Raw genomic sequence first — 15,675 nt, forward strand, 5'->3', positions numbered from 1 at the left:
AGACCGGAGAGAATTAGCGGTCTCGGGCGACAGGCACAACGGAGAGAGAGATTATGTTTGAACCTATGGAATTAACCAACGACGCGGTGATTAAAGTCATCGGCGTCGGTGGCGGCGGCGGTAACGCCGTAGAGCACATGGTGCGCGAGCGCATCGAAGGTGTTGAATTCTTCGCGGTGAACACCGATGCGCAGGCGCTGCGTAAAACGGCTGTTGGCCAGACGATTCAGATCGGTGGTGGCATCACCAAAGGTCTGGGAGCAGGGGCTAACCCGGAAGTGGGCCGCAACGCGGCTGAAGAAGATCGTGAAGCGCTGCGCGCTGCACTGGACGGTGCAGACATGGTCTTCATCGCAGCGGGTATGGGCGGCGGTACAGGTACCGGTGCAGCACCCGTTGTGGCGGAAGTCGCTAAAGATTTAGGTATTCTGACCGTTGCTGTCGTGACCAAGCCTTTCAACTTTGAAGGTAAGAAGCGTATGGCTTTCGCGGAGCAGGGTATCACCGAGCTGTCCAAGCACGTGGACTCTCTGATTACCATTCCGAACGACAAGCTGCTGAAAGTGCTGGGTCGCGGTATCTCTCTGCTGGACGCCTTTGGCGCGGCAAACGACGTGCTGAAAGGCGCGGTTCAGGGTATTGCTGAACTGATTACCCGTCCTGGCCTGATGAACGTCGACTTTGCAGACGTTCGTACCGTGATGTCCGAGATGGGCTACGCGATGATGGGCTCTGGCGTGGCGAGCGGCGAAGACCGTGCGGAAGAAGCTGCTGAAATGGCGATCTCCTCTCCACTGCTGGAAGATATCGATCTGTCTGGCGCGCGCGGCGTGCTGGTCAACATTACCGCTGGCTTTGACCTGCGTCTGGATGAGTTCGAAACTGTGGGTAACACCATCCGTGCATTCGCCTCTGACAACGCGACCGTCGTTATCGGTACCTCCCTTGATCCGGAAATGAACGACGAACTGCGTGTGACCGTTGTGGCCACCGGTATCGGTATGGACAAGCGTCCTGAGATCACCCTGGTGACTAACAAACAGACTCAGCAGCCGGTTATGGATCGTTACCAGCAGCACGGTATGGCGCCTCTGACTCAGGAGCAAAAACCCGCTGCGAAAGTGGTGAACGACCCGACTCCACAAACGGCAAAAGAGCCAGATTATCTGGATATCCCGGCGTTCCTGCGTAAGCAAGCTGACTAAGAATTGGCTGGAATTTGGGGATTTGCGCTCTTTGTGCTAAACTGGCCCACCGTTAGTGATATACACTCTCGGTTGGATAGTTAATTTGGCGAGATTATACGATGATCAAACAAAGGACACTTAAACGTATCGTTCAGGCGACGGGTGTCGGTTTACATACCGGCAAGAAAGTCACACTGACGTTACGCCCTGCGCCGGCCAATACCGGGGTCATCTATCGTCGCACCGACTTGAATCCACCGGTAGATTTTCCGGCCGATGCCAAATCTGTGCGTGATACTATGCTCTGTACTTGTCTGGTGAACGAGCATGACGTGCGGATTTCTACCGTAGAGCACCTGAACGCCGCCCTGGCGGGTCTGGGTATCGACAACATTATGGTTGAAGTCGATGCGCCAGAAATCCCGATCATGGACGGGAGTGCTGCTCCGTTCGTTTATTTGTTGCTGGATGCCGGCATCGAAGAACTGAACTGCGCGAAGAAATTTGTTCGCATTAAAGAGACCGTTCGCGTCGAAGATGGCGACAAATGGGCTGAATTCAAACCGTACAATGGTTTTTCGTTGGACTTCACCATCGATTTTAACCATCCGGCGATTGACTCCAGCACCCAGCGCTATGCGATGAACTTCTCTGCGGATGCGTTCATGCGCCAGATCAGCCGAGCACGTACCTTCGGCTTTATGCGTGATATCGAATATCTGCAATCCCGCGGCCTGTGCCTGGGCGGCAGCTTCGATTGTGCCATCGTTGTTGACGATTATCGCGTACTGAACGAAGACGGCCTGCGTTTTGAAGATGAATTTGTTCGTCACAAAATGCTGGACGCGATCGGCGACCTCTTCATGTGTGGTCACAATATCATTGGTGCATTTACCGCGTTTAAATCCGGTCATGCACTGAACAACAAACTGTTGCAGGCAGTCCTGGCAAAACAGGAAGCCTGGGAATATGTGACCTTCGAAGACGAAGCTGAACTGCCGCTGGCGTTCAAAGCACCGACTATGGTCCTGGCGTAACGGTTAAACCCGTTTCGTAAGAAAAGCGACTGGTTCACCTGGTACTCTCTCCGACCAGGGAAGCCAGTCGTTTTTATTTCTGCCCTTCTTTAATTTGTCCCTTTCACCCCTGGCCTGTGTCGGGTGCCGAATAACGGTGTGTTCGCTGCATTATTGACCGTTTTTACCTGCTGCAAGGTGTCATTCCTGCTGCCGTGTATTGGCTTTAGTGGTAATATCTGGGCGCTAAAAAAGAATAACTAAACTCAGCCTGCACTGGCGGGCGAACGTGGTGGAGCAAGTGAGCGGAATACTGACGCGCTGGCGACAATTTGGCAGACGTTACTTCTGGCCGCATCTCTTATTGGGGATGGTCGCGGCGAGTCTCGGCTTGCCTGTGCTCAGCAACAGCGCAGACGCGGCGACGCCAGCACGTTCCACGACGACTAAACACGATCTCACCACACGGGTTAACTTCACTAATCTCGCATGGCTTGAAGCCAGCCGTCGTCCCAATTTCTCCGTTGATTACTGGCAGCAGCACGCGATTCGCACGGTTATCCGCCATCTGTCGTTCGCGATGGCGCCGCAGACGATGCCTGTTGCGGAAGAAACGCTGCCGGTCCAGGCTCAGCATCTTGCCCTGCTCGATACGCTTAATGCGCTTCTGACGCAGGACAACCAGCCGCCAGTGACCGTGAATCAGACGGCGAAAACGGATTTTGTTTCCCCTGCATCCTTCTCTGTTTCGACATGGATTAGCCAGGTTCACGGCATCCGTGCCGGGCCTCAACGCCTCAGCTAAATTAACCTTTTTCAATACCTTAATTTATCTGCCCGACTGGGGCGTTTGAGAATTTATTATGCTAATCAAATTGTTAACCAAAGTTTTTGGTAGTCGTAACGATCGTACCCTGCGCCGCATGCGCAAAGCTGTGAACGTCATCAACGGTATGGAACCGGCGATGGAGAAGCTCTCTGATGATGAACTGAAAGCAAAAACCGCGGAGTTCCGTGCGCGTCTGGAGAAAGGCGAAACCTTAGAAAGCCTGATCCCGGAAGCCTTTGCCGTAGTACGTGAGGCCAGTAAACGCGTGTTCGGCATGCGTCACTTCGACGTGCAGCTGCTGGGCGGGATGGTGCTCAACGAGCGCTGCATCGCGGAAATGCGTACCGGTGAAGGTAAAACCCTGACTGCAACGCTGCCGGCTTACCTGAATGCGCTGACGGGTAAGGGTGTTCACGTTGTTACCGTCAACGACTATCTGGCGCAGCGCGACGCCGAAAACAACCGTCCACTGTTCGAATTCCTCGGCATGACCGTGGGCATTAACATGTCCGGCCTGCCGGCACCTGCCAAGCGTGAAGCCTACAACGCGGACATCACTTACGGCACCAACAACGAATACGGCTTCGACTACCTGCGTGACAACATGGCGTTCAGCCCGGAAGAGCGCGTCCAGCGTAAACTGCACTATGCGCTGGTGGATGAGGTTGACTCCATTCTGATCGATGAAGCGCGTACCCCGCTGATCATCTCCGGCCCTGCCGAAGACAGCTCCGAGATGTACCGTAAAGTCGACAAAATCATTCCTCACCTGCTGCGTCAGGAGAAAGAAGACTCCGATACCTTCCAGGGTGAAGGTCACTTCTCCGTTGATGAAAAAGCGCGTCAGGTCAACCTGACCGAACGCGGCCTGGTGAAAATCGAAGAGCTGCTGGTTGCTGAAGGCATTATGGAAGAGGGCGAGTCTCTGTACTCCCCGAGCAACATCATGCTGATGCACCACGTAACGGCTGCACTGCGCGCGCACGCGCTGTTCACCCGCGACGTTGACTACATCGTTAAAGACGGGGAAGTCATCATCGTCGATGAACACACCGGCCGTACTATGCAGGGACGTCGCTGGTCCGATGGCCTGCACCAGGCCGTGGAAGCCAAAGAAGGCGTGGATATTCAGAACGAAAACCAGACGCTGGCATCCATCACCTTCCAGAACTACTTCCGTCTGTACGAGAAGCTGGCGGGGATGACCGGTACCGCAGATACCGAAGCGTTTGAGTTTAGCTCCATCTATAAGCTGGATACCGTGGTAGTACCTACCAACCGTCCGATGATCCGTAAGGATATGCCGGACCTGGTATACATGACTGAAGCGGAAAAAATTCAGGCGATCATCGAAGATATTCGCGAACGTACCGCGAAGGGCCAGCCGGTACTGGTGGGGACCATCTCCATCGAGAAGTCCGAAGTGGTGTCTAACGAGCTGACTAAAGCAGGCATCAAACACAACGTTCTGAACGCCAAGTTCCACGCTAAAGAAGCAGATATCGTTGCGCAGGCGGGTTACCCGGCAGCCGTAACCATCGCCACCAACATGGCGGGTCGTGGTACCGATATTATGCTCGGCGGTAGCTGGCAGGCCGAAGTGGCGGAGCTGGAAAACCCAACCCCAGAGCAAATCGCGCAGATCAAAGCCGACTGGCAAGTGCGTCACGACGCGGTGCTGGCATCCGGTGGTCTGCACATCATTGGTACCGAGCGTCACGAATCTCGTCGTATCGATAACCAGCTGCGCGGTCGTGCGGGTCGTCAGGGTGATGCCGGTTCTTCCCGCTTCTATCTGTCTATGGAAGATGCGCTGATGCGTATTTTCGCCTCTGACCGTGTGTCCGGCATGATGCGTAAACTGGGCATGAAACCTGGCGAAGCGATCGAGCACCCGTGGGTTACCAAAGCGATTGCCAACGCCCAGCGTAAAGTGGAAAGCCGCAACTTCGATATTCGTAAGCAGCTGCTGGAATATGATGACGTTGCCAACGACCAGCGTCGTGCGATCTACACCCAGCGTAACGAACTGCTGGACGTGTCCGACGTGAGCGAAACCATCAACAGCATTCGCGAAGATGTGTTTAAAGCCACTATCGACGCCCATATTCCACCGCAGTCTCTGGAAGAAATGTGGGATATCGAAGGCTTGCAGGAACGTCTGAAAAACGACTTCGATCTCGAACTGCCAATCAAAGAGTGGCTGGACAAAGAGCCTGAGCTGCACGAAGAGACCCTGCGCGAGCGTATCTACGAAACCGCGCTGGACGTCTACAAGCGTAAGGAAGAAGTGGTTGGCGCAGAGATGATGCGTCATTTCGAGAAAGGCGTAATGTTGCAGACCCTGGACTCCCTGTGGAAAGAGCACCTGGCGGCAATGGACTACCTGCGTCAGGGTATCCACCTGCGAGGTTATGCGCAGAAAGATCCGAAGCAGGAGTACAAGCGTGAATCCTTCTCCATGTTTGCTGCCATGCTGGAGTCGCTGAAGTATGAAGTTATCAGCACTCTGAGCAAAGTTCAGGTGCGTATGCCGGAAGAAGTGGAAGCGATGGAGCAGCAGCGTCGTGAAGAAGCTGAGCGTCTGGCACAGATGCAGCAGTTGAGCCATCAGACCGATGAGAGCGAAGCCGCAGCAGCAATCGCAGCGCAGACGGGCGATCGTAAAGTTGGTCGTAACGATCCGTGCCCATGCGGTTCCGGCAAAAAATACAAGGCGTGCCACGGCCGTCTGAGCTAAGAACATAACAAACTGAAAAGGCGCAGATATCTGCGCCTTTTTTATGGAAGTGACATGATGAAAACACTGCAAATTGCTGTCGGGATCATTCGCAACCCGCAAAACCAGATCTTCATTACCCAACGTGCCGCCGATGCGCACATGGCCAACAAATGGGAATTCCCCGGCGGGAAAATCGAATCAGGTGAAACGCCGGAGCAGGCGCTGGTGCGTGAGCTTCAGGAAGAGGTGGGGATCACCCCGCATGGCGCAACGCTGTTCGATAAGCTGGAGTACCAGTTTCCGGATCGTCACATCACGCTGTGGTTCTGGCTGGTGGAAAGCTGGGAAGGTGAACCGTGGGGTAAAGAGGGGCAGCCGGGTAACTGGATTGAGCTTCAGGCCAGCGATGCGGAAAAATTTCCGCCCGCCAATGAGCCTGTGATCCTTCGGCTGGTTGCACAACCGTAGGCCTGCTACGCGAAGCGCCAGCAGGCTTTGAACGTTACTGCTGGTTTTCGCTCCAGTCATCGCTATCCGAGAGATCGCCTTCGCTCGGAATGCGTTTCTCTTCCGCCGCCCATTCGCCCAGGTCTATAAGCTGACAGCGCTTGCAGCAGAATGGGCGAAATGGACTCACTTCTCCCCAGACGACAGTTTTCCCACAGGTTGGGCAGTTTACGGTGGTTACGTCAGACATCGGCACTCCTTAACAACAGGCCAGTTCAAAATCGAGGCGTTCCGGCACGGTGCCATGTTCACTGTCCAGCGGCATAAAGCGGATCGCGAAACGGCTTTTATGTCCGGAAATTTGCGGGTAAAGCTGCTCGCTAAGAGACAGATTCAGGCGCAGAAGATCGGCGTCGTCGCCGTTATCCTGATAGAAACCGTTGAGACTGGTTTGTTTGCGGAACGGGGCAGAGTTACGCACAAGATCGAGGATCAAGGATAACGTCTGATTCATCGGCTCCAGGCTGCCCAGCCAGCTGTTCACCTGGCGATCGCGCTGTTCCTGCGGCATGTGCAACCACATATGCAGCGTTGGCAGGTCAAAGCTACAGCAACCGCCCGGTATGCTCAGGCGCTGGCGCACCAGCGCAATCAGACGATCCTCTCGTAAAAACTGGCCAACGCGCGGCGCGGCCATCAGCGTCGTGCTGCTGTTTTTCAGCTGCTGGCGTAAAGCGTCAATTCGACTTTGATCCACGCCCGGTACTTCGGCCCAGGCCTGTAATTTACGCTGCTGGCGCTCCAGCTCTTTCAACAGCTCAGTGCGGACGTCACCGCGTTCAATCACATCCAGCAGATCGCCCACGTTGCGGAAAAAATGCAGCGCGGTGGCGTGATCGTTGACAGGCAGATGTTGTGAAAGCTGTTGAATAAGAAATTCTATGCGTAGCCAGGTACGCATTTTTTCGTTAAGCGGGTGCTCAAAAAGGATATGAGTCGACATTATGGTTTTTCCTGTGCAACGGCCTGCGCGGCGAAGGTCAGATACTGCGCGTGCAGACGAGCAACATCCGATGCAATGGCATCTGGTGCGCCGTTATTATCAATAACATCATCCGCAACGGCGAGGCGCGCTTCGCGCGTGGCCTGTGCGGCAAGAATTTGTTCAGCATGTTCGCGTGAAACATGGTCACGCGCCATGGTTCTCTGGATTTGCGTTTCGCGGGAAACGTCAATCACCAGCGTTCTGTCTGCTTTATTCTGAAGCTGATTTTCCACCAGTAACGGGACGACCCACAACACATAGGGCGAACGGGCTGCGGCAATTTGACGCTGAGTTTCCTGGTGGATAATGGGGTGGAGCAGGGCATTAAGCCAGGCTTTTTCCGCTGGATCGGAAAATATGTACTCACGCAGCTGCCGACGATTCAGGGTGCCGTCAGCCTGTATCACACGGCGACCAAAATGCGCTTCGATGGCGTTTAAGGCGGGTGTATTGGGTTCTACCACATGACGGGCAATGATATCGGCGTCGATAATCGTGATGCCGAGACGAGCAAACGCGTGCGCAACGGTGCTTTTACCACTACCGATGCCGCCGGTTAATGCGACGATATACCCCATTAAATCAGATCCTGGGAATTATTCAGTTTTAAAATCAGTTGCTTAAAATTCAAACTTACAACAGCCAATGTTTAGCTCTCTTTACCCGCTTTTTACCAGGTAAATTTATAGGATTGTAGCGTAAAAAAAGAGAATTTCGCAGTCTTGCGGAGCAGGTATTAGTGCGTATGATAGCGTCACTGGAGTTGTGCTTTTAATATATTTGCCTCTAACCCCAGGAATCCGCACATGCGTATCGAAGAAGATCTGAAGTTAGGTTTCAAAGACGTTCTTATCCGCCCTAAACGCTCTACACTGAAAAGTCGCTCAGACGTTGAACTCGAACGTCAATTCACCTTTAAGCATTCCGGTCAGACGTGGTCTGGCGTGCCGATTATCGCGGCCAACATGGACACCGTCGGGACCTTCGAGATGGCGACCGCACTGGCGCAATTCGACATCCTTACTGCGGTACACAAACACTACAGCGCTGAAGAGTGGGATGCGTTTGTCGCCTCCGCCTCGGCTGAAGTGGTGAAGCATGTGATGGTCTCGACCGGTACGTCTGATGCAGATTTCGAGAAAACCAAACAGATCCTGAACGCCAATCCGGCGCTGAATTTTGTCTGCATTGACGTGGCAAATGGTTATTCCGAACATTTCGTCCAGTTCGTCAGCAAGGCGCGTGAAGCCTGGCCAACCAAAACCATCATCGCGGGCAACGTGGTGACCGGTGAAATGTGTGAAGAGCTGATCCTCTCCGGAGCCGACATTGTGAAAGTGGGCATTGGCCCGGGCTCCGTTTGCACCACGCGCGTGAAAACCGGTGTGGGTTATCCGCAGCTGTCTGCGGTAATTGAATGCGCTGACGCTGCGCACGGTCTGGGCGGCCAGATCATCAGCGACGGTGGCTGCACCATGCCAGGCGATGTCGCGAAAGCCTTCGGCGGCGGCGCGGATTTCGTGATGCTCGGCGGCATGCTGGCAGGCCACGAAGAGAGCGGCGGTACCGTGGTGGAAGAGAACGGCGAGAAATTCATGCTGTTCTACGGAATGAGCTCTGAATCCGCGATGACCCGTCACGTGGGTGGTGTCGCGAAATACCGTGCGGCGGAAGGCAAAACCGTTAAGCTACCACTGCGTGGTCCGGTCGAAAACACGGCGCGCGATATCCTCGGCGGACTGCGTTCTGCCTGCACCTACGTTGGGGCTTCCCGCCTGAAAGAGCTGACTAAACGCACGACGTTTATCCGCGTTCAGGAGCAGGAAAACCGCGTTTTCAATAGCCTCTGACGGCTACGGCTGGCGCGCGTCCGTGCGCCAGCGTTACCCCGCGCTCATTGCATCCCCCAGATGGAAAATCAGCAGATACATTGCCACCACCAGCGTGCCAATAATCAGACCTGTCACGACCAGTAGCAAAGGCTCAAGAAGCGCCGCCAGATTGTCTGCCTGCTGAAATGTCTGTTCCGTATGATGGCGGGCCAGATTTATCAGCATGACATCCAGTGAACCCGACACTTCTCCGGTGCGAATGAGCTGAATACACAGTGGCGTAAAAACAGAGGCCTTCTGGAAGGAGGACCACACGGGCATCCCCTGTTCGATATCGCTGCGTATCTCACGGAGTTTCTCCTGCCAGTAGCCACACTCAACGGTCTCCTCCACACTCTCCAGTCCTTGTAAAAAGGCAATTCCGGCCTGCTGGGTTAATGACAGCACGGTAAAAATTTGCCCCAGTTTTTGCCCGCGCGTCAGCGTGCCCATCACCGGTACATGTAACAAGACATACTGCCAGCGCGGATGCCGCCGCAGCTTACAGGCGATGACAACCATTGCCACGAGCAGGGCCAAAAGGGTGAGGATATGCGCCTGAACCAAGGCCGCCAGCCCCATGACTGCCTGCGTGAGCAAAGGGAGCGGGGTGTTGAACGTTTTGTAGATTGCAGCAAACTCAGGCAAAACCAGCGTGACCATCGCCAGCACCACGAAAACGGCCAGCGTCAGGATGATCAGCGGATAGCGCAGCGCTTTCTTCACCTTTGCACTGAGCTGCTGCTGGGATTTTTGTTGCTGCGCAAGCTGACGGCAGCAGGCTTCGAGCTTACCCGTCAGTTCACCCGTCTTCACCATCGAGACATAAAGGGGGCTAAACACCTCTGGCCATTTCTTCATGGCCTCTGACAGAGCGAAACCTTCGCTCAGGTCATCAGCAAGACTGTGCAGCAGCGCCTGCCAGTGCTGCAAAGGATGCTGTTCCGCCAGCATGTGCAGGCTTTGGGACAGCATGAGTCCGGCCTGTAGCAGCGTGGCGAGCTGGCGAAAAATATCGTAGCAGTGCTGCACTTGCCATCGGTGGTGCTGCTGGCAGCGTTTTAGCGCCAGCGGGTGCAGCTGTTTAAGCACCAGAGCCGTGTAAGCTGCGTTACGGTCGATGGCCCAGAGGGTGCCGGTTTGCACCTCCCCCTCGGTGGTCAGGGCACGCCAGCGCCAGAGCGAATTAGCAGCCATCTGGCATTCCCAGGACGCGCAACAACTCTTCGAGCGTAGTCAGCCCTTGCTCTACGGCCATGCAGCCATGCTCAAACAATGAGGTCATTCCCGCCTGACGAGCGCTGGACCCAATCACCTCCGTGCTTGCTCCGCTGGCGATGGCCTGCCGCAGCGTGTCGTCGATGACGAGCACTTCAAAAATGGCTACGCGACCATAAAAACCGTGGTAGCAGCGATCGCAGCCGGTGGGTTGCCAGCGAGGAAGCGGCCGGGGCCACAGCGTGCGGGGTAATTCGGTGTGGCGGCTGGCTTCCTGTCGGCAGTACGGGCATAAACGGCGCACCAGCCGTTGGGCAATCACCATCGAGAGCGCCGAAGAGATCATCCAGCGCGCGACACCCATCTGTTGCAGCCGTACCAGCGTTTCAGTCGTCGAATTAGTATGGAGGGTGGACAGCACCAGATGCCCGGTTTGTGCCGCCTTAATGGCAATTTCTGCCGTTTCGCCGTCACGAATTTCACCTACCATAATGATGTCAGGATCCTGCCTGAGCAGGGCGCGCAGCACGCTCTGGAAGGTCAGCCCCGCACGCGGATTAATCTGCGTCTGGTTTAAGCCTGCAAGCGGGATTTCAACGGGATCTTCCACGCTGCAAATATTAACGTCAGGTGTATTTCGCGCCTGTAACGCGCTATACAGCGTCACCGTTTTCCCGCTACCGGTCGGGCCGGTGACCAGAATCAACCCCTGAGGGCTGTTAAGCGCCTCGGCAAAACGGGCCTGCTGGTCTGCGCTCATCCCCAGCTGTTCAAGCTCCAGAGCCTGCTGTACCTGGTGAAGCAGACGAAGCACGATTTTTTCTCCACCGCTACAGGGAAGGGTTGCGATACGAAAAGAGACGGGGACGCTTGCCAGCTCCACCGTAATCTGACCGTCCTGCGGCAGGCGGCGCTCCGCAATATCCAGTTGACCCAGCACCTTCAGGCGTGCGGCAAGCGTCGTCCCGAGGGCGGCAGAGATCGGCGGTTGCGGGTAGAGAACACCGTCGATTCGCAAACGGATCTGGTAACCGTGCTCCGTCGGTTCAATATGGATGTCAGAAGCCCGCTGGTTTACTGCCTGCTGCAAGGTTGTACTGAGCACGTCAGCGGCTGAGTTTGGCACGATGCCCGGCAGGTGTGATGATGAGAGGGACTGAAGCCGTTTTTCCATCCGTTCAGCCGTCCAGCACTCAATATCAATACGTTTCTGCGTGGCGAAGCGTAACGCTTCCATCAGCTCAGAGGCAGGATTACCCACCACCGCAATGCTGATCATCTCGGTGTCGCTTGCGAGTAGCAGTGCGTGATGGCGCTGACAGAGCGTCATAAGCTGTTCGGTATTCATTGTCCACTCCTGTCAGTTGTTGTCGAAGCGGAAAACATCTTCACAGGCTTGTCTGAGCGCCGTGTCGGACGCAATTTTGCAGTCACGCGTCCAGCCCGTCATACCGTTACCGTCGCTCCAGATCGGTGTCATGAGCACTTCAAGTCCGTTAAGGCTTTCCTGCCCTGTTAACGATACGATCCCCTTCGCCACGCTCATCGCTGAAACGTAACGTGTGGTTGTCGGGGAGGGGATGCCATTGGTGCCTGCGTCGCAGCGATCCACACCACCACGATCCAGGGCGCAAAGCTCAATGGCGGTGCGGTAGGGGATGAACGTTTGCAGCATATCGGTGAGCGCCGCTTTTCGCAGGTAGTTCTGATAGGCCGGGACGCCAATCGCGCTCAGGATGGCAATAATGCCAATGACTACCATTAGCTCAATCAGGGTAAATCCTTGTTGTCTGTTCATGTCTGCTCCTTATGTTAAGTGGCGCTACTGTGGCAGTGACTGCGCGCAGAAACGAGGGGCAAAAGCGTGAACGTGAAGGGGCTTTCAGGGAAATGATTCAGTATTGCAGAGAAGGACAGCGTAATTGCGAGCGGTTTCGTATTTCCCCTCTCCGGGCGGAGAGGGGGGATAATTTATTTGAAGCGCATCGAGAGGTCGAGGGCGCGGACGTGCTTGGTCAGGGCGCCTACGGAGATGTAATCGACGCCGGTTTCAGCAAATTCGCGGATGGTGTCGAACGTCACGTTGCCGGACACCTCAAGCTGCGCCTGGCCGTTTGTGCGTTTGACCGCTTCACGCATCTGCTCCGTGTCGAAGTTATCGAGCATGATGATGTCAGCCCCCGCTTTAATGGCCTCGTCCAGCTCCTCCAGCGTTTCCACTTCCACTTCGACGGGCACATCCGGATGCAGCCAGAAGGCTTTTTCCACGGCCTGACGCACCGAGCCAGAGGCAATAATGTGGTTCTCTTTGATCAGGAAGGCATCGGATAGCCCCAGACGATGGTTGGCGCCGCCACCGCAGAGTACCGCGTATTTCAGCGCGGTGCGCAGGCCCGGCAGGGTTTTACGGGTATCCAGCAGCTGCGTGCGGGTGCCTGCCAGCAGGTCAACGTAGCGGCGTACTTCACTGGCAACGCCAGAGAGCGTTTGCACAAAATTGAGCGCGGTGCGTTCACCAGTCAGCAAGACGCGGGACGGGCCGTCCAGTTCGAACAGTGGCTGATTCGCCGTGACCGCATCGCCGTCCTCAACGTGCCATGTTACCTGCACCTCGTCGCCCGCCAGCTGGGTAAAGACCTCCTCAACCCAGCGTTTGCCGCAGAAAACCCCTGCTTCACGGGTGATAACCACCGCATGCGAGCGTGTCTCTTTTGGCAACAATTGGGCGGTAATATCGTTATCGGCGCTGACGTCACCGCCGAGGTCTTCTCTCAGGGCATGGGCAACGCTTGCCGGGATATCACTATTAATACGTTCCAGAAGCGCGTCACGTCGGTGGTCGGGGTTATAGCGGCGAGGCGGCATGATAAAACTCCAAATTGGTAACGAATCATAATATTGAAACATGCTACTCTGAACCGAGTAACAGCACCATAGATAAGGAGTTCCAGCATGTTGTTAGAAAACGGATGGCTGGTGGACGCGCGGCATGTACCGTCGCCGCACCACGACTGCCGCCCGGAGGATGAAAAGCCCACACTGCTGGTGGTTCACAATATTAGTCTCCCGCCGGGTGAGTTTGGCGGTCCGTGGATCGATGCGTTATTCACTGGAACGATAGATCCCGATGCCCACCCCTTCTTTGCTGAGATTGCGCATCTGCGCGTATCGGCGCACTGTCTGATCCGACGTGATGGCGAAGTGGTTCAGTATGTTCCTTTTGATAAGCGTGCCTGGCATGCCGGCGTGTCGAAGTATCAGGGGCGCGAGCGGTGCAATGATTTCTCCATTGGAATTGAACTGGAAGGAACGGACACCACGCCTTACACCGATGCGCAATATGAGAAACTGGTTGCTGTAACGCAAACGTTAATCGGGCGCTATCCCGCCATTGCAGACAATATTACAGGGCACAGCGACATCGCCCCCGAAAGAAAAACCGACCCCGGCCCGGCGTTTGACTGGTCCCGGTTTCACGCCATGCTTACCACGTCGTCAGATAAGGAGATAACATGACGTTGTTTACCATGCTGCTGGTTATGATCGCTGAACGCCTGTTTAAGCTCGGCGAGCACTGGCATCTGGATCATCGGCTGGAGGTGTTATTCCGCCGCATCAGGCATTTTTCCATGCTGCGCACGCTGCTGATGGCGGCAGGCGTGATGGTGATTACGTTCCTGTTGCTGCGCTCGCTTTACGGCCTCTTTTTCAACGTGCCGCTGCTGGTGATGTGGATCCTGCTCGGCGTGTTGTGTATTGGCGCGGGCAAGGTGCGTTTGCACTATCACGCGTATCTGAAAGCCGCTTCCCGGGATGATGCCCACGCGCGCGGCGCGATGGCGAGCGAGCTGACGATGATCCACGGCGTACCGCCGGACTGCGATGAACGCGAGTTTCTGCGGGAGCTGCAAAACGCGCTGCTGTGGATTAACTTCCGTTACTACCTGGCGCCGCTGTTCTGGTTCGTGGTGGGCGGACCCTGGGGGCCGGTACTGCTGATGGGTTACGCGTTCCTGCGCGCCTGGCAGACCTGGCTTGCCCGCTATCTTACGCCGCATGAACGTCTACAGTCCGGCATTGATGCCATCCTGCACGTGCTCGACTGGCTTCCGGTACGTCTGGTAGGCGTGGTCTATGCCCTCATCGGTCACGGTGAAAAGGCGCTGCCCGCGTGGTTTGTCTCCCTTGCTGACCGTCATACCTCGCAGTATCAGGTTTTAACCCGACTGGCACAGTTCTCGCTGGCGCGTGAGCCGCACACGGACAAAGTCGCAACGCCAAAGGCTGCCGTCTCGATGGCGAAGAAAACGTCGTTTGTGGTGGTGGTGATTGTGGCGCTGCTGACGATTTACGGCACGCTGGTTTAAGCCAGCGCGCCGAAGCCGTTACGGTGTATCTGCGGGCGGGATGCCGAATTCAGGCATCCCGTTTTCGTTCCAGCGGATGAGTTTCAGGCGAGTATGGCGATTGGGATCGTAAAGCGGATCGCCTTCAATTTCAGTGTAGTTTCGCGCGTGGTAGACCAGCACATCTTCGCCTTCCGGCGTCTGCGTAAAGCTGTTATGGCCTGGCCCATACTGACGGTTTTCGTAGCTGGTGACGAACACCGGGCGCGGGGATTTATGCCAGTTAGCCGGGTTTTGCGGATCGGCATTCAGGTCTGCCCACAGTAATCCCATGCAGTAGTTCTCGTCGGTGGCGCTGGCGGAATAGCTGATAAACAGCTTATCGCCATGGAACAGCACCGCCGGGCCTTCATTGACCCAGAACCCGCGGCACTCCCAGTCATATTCCGGTTTACTGAGCATCACCGGCTCGCCTTTCAGCGTCCACGGATTTTCCATTTCACACAGGTAAAGATTCGAGTTACCGGAAATATCCGGGGCTTTTTGCGCCCACAAATACCAGCGTTTACCCTGATGAACAAAGGTGGTGGCATCCAGCGCGAAGGTGTCAAACGGGGTTTTGATTTGCCCTTTTTCCACCCACGTACCGGTGAGCGGATCGCGATCTGCGCATTCAATGGCAAACATGCGATGCTGGAACATCCCGAGCTGATCGAGCGCCTGGGTATGCGTGGCGGCAAAATAGATGTACCAACTGCCGTCGATATGATGCAGTTCCGGTGCCCAGATCAGCTGGCTCATCGGGCCGGTGTCGGGCTTGCGCCAGACAACCACCTCTTCGGCATCGCGTAAACCTTCCAGCGAGTCCGCGCGGCGGATCGCCAGCCGATCGTACTCCGGTACGGAGGCGATAAAGTAATATTGCCCATCGTGACGCAGGATATACGGGTCGGCGCGTTGTTCAATAAACGGGTTTGGCCAGGTTTGCATTCGG

16 protein-coding genes are annotated in these 15,675 nt (G+C 55.6%); 8 read left to right on the forward strand and 8 right to left on the reverse strand.

The annotated features are described in order from the left end of the window. Positions 1–53: 53 nt before the first annotated feature. The 5 genes from ftsZ (at position 54) to mutT (ending at position 6,222) form a co-directional block, all read left to right on the forward strand. The gene (gene ftsZ / locus BFV63_RS03665; RefSeq protein ID WP_003856338.1) at positions 54–1,205 is read left to right on the forward strand and encodes a cell division protein FtsZ; all 1,152 of its coding nucleotides are present in this window, start codon (positions 54–56) and stop codon (positions 1,203–1,205) included. Positions 1,206–1,306: 101 nt separating this feature from the next. Then, positions 1,307–2,224: a UDP-3-O-acyl-N-acetylglucosamine deacetylase gene (lpxC, locus tag BFV63_RS03670; RefSeq protein ID WP_003856337.1), complete on the forward strand. Its 918-nt coding sequence runs from the start codon at positions 1,307–1,309 to the stop codon at positions 2,222–2,224. Between the two features lie 280 nt (positions 2,225–2,504). After that, positions 2,505–3,008 carry a secA translation cis-regulator SecM gene (secM, locus tag BFV63_RS03675; RefSeq protein ID WP_032628081.1) on the forward strand — a complete coding sequence of 168 codons (504 nt, stop codon included), beginning with the start codon at positions 2,505–2,507 and terminating at the stop codon, positions 3,006–3,008. A gap of 58 nt (positions 3,009–3,066) precedes the next feature. Continuing rightward, positions 3,067–5,772 (forward strand): preprotein translocase subunit SecA, encoded by a 2,706-nt coding sequence (gene secA, locus BFV63_RS03680; RefSeq protein WP_003856335.1) that lies wholly within the window; start codon positions 3,067–3,069, stop codon positions 5,770–5,772. Between the two features lie 57 nt (positions 5,773–5,829). Next, positions 5,830–6,222, forward strand: a complete 393-nt coding sequence (mutT, locus tag BFV63_RS03685; RefSeq protein ID WP_032610174.1) for an 8-oxo-dGTP diphosphatase MutT — start codon at positions 5,830–5,832, stop codon at positions 6,220–6,222. 34 nt (positions 6,223–6,256) lie between these two features. Here mutT and yacG read toward each other — a convergent pair whose 3' ends face one another. The 3 genes from yacG to coaE are packed head-to-tail and all read right to left on the reverse strand — an operon-like array spanning position 6,257 to position 7,824. Next, a complete protein-coding gene (yacG, locus tag BFV63_RS03690) occupies positions 6,257–6,451 on the reverse strand; it encodes a DNA gyrase inhibitor YacG (RefSeq protein WP_003856332.1) in 195 nt (64 codons plus the stop codon). A 9-nt stretch (positions 6,452–6,460) separates the two neighbouring features. Beyond that, on the reverse strand, positions 6,461–7,204 hold the full coding sequence (zapD, locus tag BFV63_RS03695; RefSeq protein WP_003856329.1) for a cell division protein ZapD: 744 nt from the start codon (positions 7,202–7,204) through the stop codon (positions 6,461–6,463). Continuing rightward, positions 7,204–7,824 carry a dephospho-CoA kinase gene (gene coaE / locus BFV63_RS03700; RefSeq protein ID WP_045350414.1) on the reverse strand — a complete coding sequence of 207 codons (621 nt, stop codon included), beginning with the start codon at positions 7,822–7,824 and terminating at the stop codon, positions 7,204–7,206. Before coaE ends, zapD begins: the two co-directional genes overlap by 1 nt. A gap of 228 nt (positions 7,825–8,052) precedes the next feature. Here coaE and BFV63_RS03705 point away from each other — a divergent pair, with 228 nt between their 5' ends. Then, positions 8,053–9,096, forward strand: a complete 1,044-nt coding sequence (locus BFV63_RS03705) for a GMP reductase (RefSeq protein ID WP_003856327.1) — start codon at positions 8,053–8,055, stop codon at positions 9,094–9,096. A 33-nt stretch (positions 9,097–9,129) separates the two neighbouring features. On the opposite strand, the gene hofC is transcribed toward BFV63_RS03705, so the two are convergent. From hofC to nadC, 4 genes are all read right to left on the reverse strand, one after another. After that, positions 9,130–10,314, reverse strand: a complete 1,185-nt coding sequence (gene hofC, locus BFV63_RS03710) for a protein transport protein HofC (protein ID WP_069597454.1) — start codon at positions 10,312–10,314, stop codon at positions 9,130–9,132. Next, positions 10,304–11,683: a type II secretion system protein GspE gene (gene gspE, locus BFV63_RS03715; protein WP_048241395.1), complete on the reverse strand. Its 1,380-nt coding sequence runs from the start codon at positions 11,681–11,683 to the stop codon at positions 10,304–10,306. The genes hofC and gspE overlap by 11 nt, the downstream gene beginning before the upstream one ends. A 12-nt stretch (positions 11,684–11,695) precedes the next feature. Beyond that, positions 11,696–12,133 (reverse strand): prepilin peptidase-dependent pilin, encoded by a 438-nt coding sequence (ppdD, locus tag BFV63_RS03720; protein WP_023315399.1) that lies wholly within the window; start codon positions 12,131–12,133, stop codon positions 11,696–11,698. A 173-nt stretch (positions 12,134–12,306) separates the two neighbouring features. Continuing rightward, the gene (gene nadC, locus BFV63_RS03725; RefSeq protein ID WP_032608506.1) at positions 12,307–13,200 is read right to left on the reverse strand and encodes a carboxylating nicotinate-nucleotide diphosphorylase; all 894 of its coding nucleotides are present in this window, start codon (positions 13,198–13,200) and stop codon (positions 12,307–12,309) included. Between the two features lie 87 nt (positions 13,201–13,287). On the opposite strand from nadC, the gene ampD reads away from it, so the two are divergent. Together ampD and ampE are read left to right on the forward strand one after the other, a co-directional pair. Further along, a complete protein-coding gene (gene ampD, locus BFV63_RS03730) occupies positions 13,288–13,851 on the forward strand; it encodes a 1,6-anhydro-N-acetylmuramyl-L-alanine amidase AmpD (protein ID WP_003856321.1) in 564 nt (187 codons plus the stop codon). After that, positions 13,848–14,702, forward strand: coding sequence for a beta-lactamase regulator AmpE (ampE, locus tag BFV63_RS03735; protein ID WP_022650402.1), 855 nt, complete (start codon positions 13,848–13,850; stop codon positions 14,700–14,702). Before ampD ends, ampE begins: the two co-directional genes overlap by 4 nt. Before the next feature lie 18 nt (positions 14,703–14,720). Here the strand turns inward: ampE and BFV63_RS03740 are convergent, their stop codons facing one another. Further along, positions 14,721–15,671 (reverse strand): glycoside hydrolase family 43 protein, encoded by a 951-nt coding sequence (locus BFV63_RS03740; RefSeq protein WP_045330958.1) that lies wholly within the window; start codon positions 15,669–15,671, stop codon positions 14,721–14,723. Positions 15,672–15,675 lie beyond the last annotated feature (4 nt).

Source organism: Enterobacter hormaechei subsp. xiangfangensis (assembly GCF_001729785.1).
Lineage (GTDB): Bacteria > Pseudomonadota > Gammaproteobacteria > Enterobacterales > Enterobacteriaceae > Enterobacter > Enterobacter hormaechei_C.

What these genes read in the sequence shown, in the direction of transcription:
- ftsZ (WP_003856338.1), top strand. Translation starts at nt 54, where the DNA reads ATGTTTGAACCTATGGAATTAACCAACGACGCGGTGATTAAAGTCATC.
- lpxC (WP_003856337.1), top strand. Translation starts at nt 1,307, where the DNA reads ATGATCAAACAAAGGACACTTAAACGTATCGTTCAGGCGACGGGTGTC.
- secA (WP_003856335.1), top strand. Translation starts at nt 3,067, where the DNA reads ATGCTAATCAAATTGTTAACCAAAGTTTTTGGTAGTCGTAACGATCGT.
- mutT (WP_032610174.1), top strand. Translation starts at nt 5,830, where the DNA reads ATGAAAACACTGCAAATTGCTGTCGGGATCATTCGCAACCCGCAAAAC.
- yacG (WP_003856332.1), bottom strand. Translation starts at nt 6,451, where the DNA reads ATGTCTGACGTAACCACCGTAAACTGCCCAACCTGTGGGAAAACTGTC.
- zapD (WP_003856329.1), bottom strand. Translation starts at nt 7,204, where the DNA reads ATGTCGACTCATATCCTTTTTGAGCACCCGCTTAACGAAAAAATGCGT.
- coaE (WP_045350414.1), bottom strand. Translation starts at nt 7,824, where the DNA reads ATGGGGTATATCGTCGCATTAACCGGCGGCATCGGTAGTGGTAAAAGC.
- BFV63_RS03705 (WP_003856327.1), top strand. Translation starts at nt 8,053, where the DNA reads ATGCGTATCGAAGAAGATCTGAAGTTAGGTTTCAAAGACGTTCTTATC.
- hofC (WP_069597454.1), bottom strand. Translation starts at nt 10,314, where the DNA reads ATGGCTGCTAATTCGCTCTGGCGCTGGCGTGCCCTGACCACCGAGGGG.
- gspE (WP_048241395.1), bottom strand. Translation starts at nt 11,683, where the DNA reads ATGAATACCGAACAGCTTATGACGCTCTGTCAGCGCCATCACGCACTG.
- ppdD (WP_023315399.1), bottom strand. Translation starts at nt 12,133, where the DNA reads ATGAACAGACAACAAGGATTTACCCTGATTGAGCTAATGGTAGTCATT.
- nadC (WP_032608506.1), bottom strand. Translation starts at nt 13,200, where the DNA reads ATGCCGCCTCGCCGCTATAACCCCGACCACCGACGTGACGCGCTTCTG.
- ampD (WP_003856321.1), top strand. Translation starts at nt 13,288, where the DNA reads ATGTTGTTAGAAAACGGATGGCTGGTGGACGCGCGGCATGTACCGTCG.
- ampE (WP_022650402.1), top strand. Translation starts at nt 13,848, where the DNA reads ATGACGTTGTTTACCATGCTGCTGGTTATGATCGCTGAACGCCTGTTT.
- BFV63_RS03740 (WP_045330958.1), bottom strand. Translation starts at nt 15,671, where the DNA reads ATGCAAACCTGGCCAAACCCGTTTATTGAACAACGCGCCGACCCGTAT.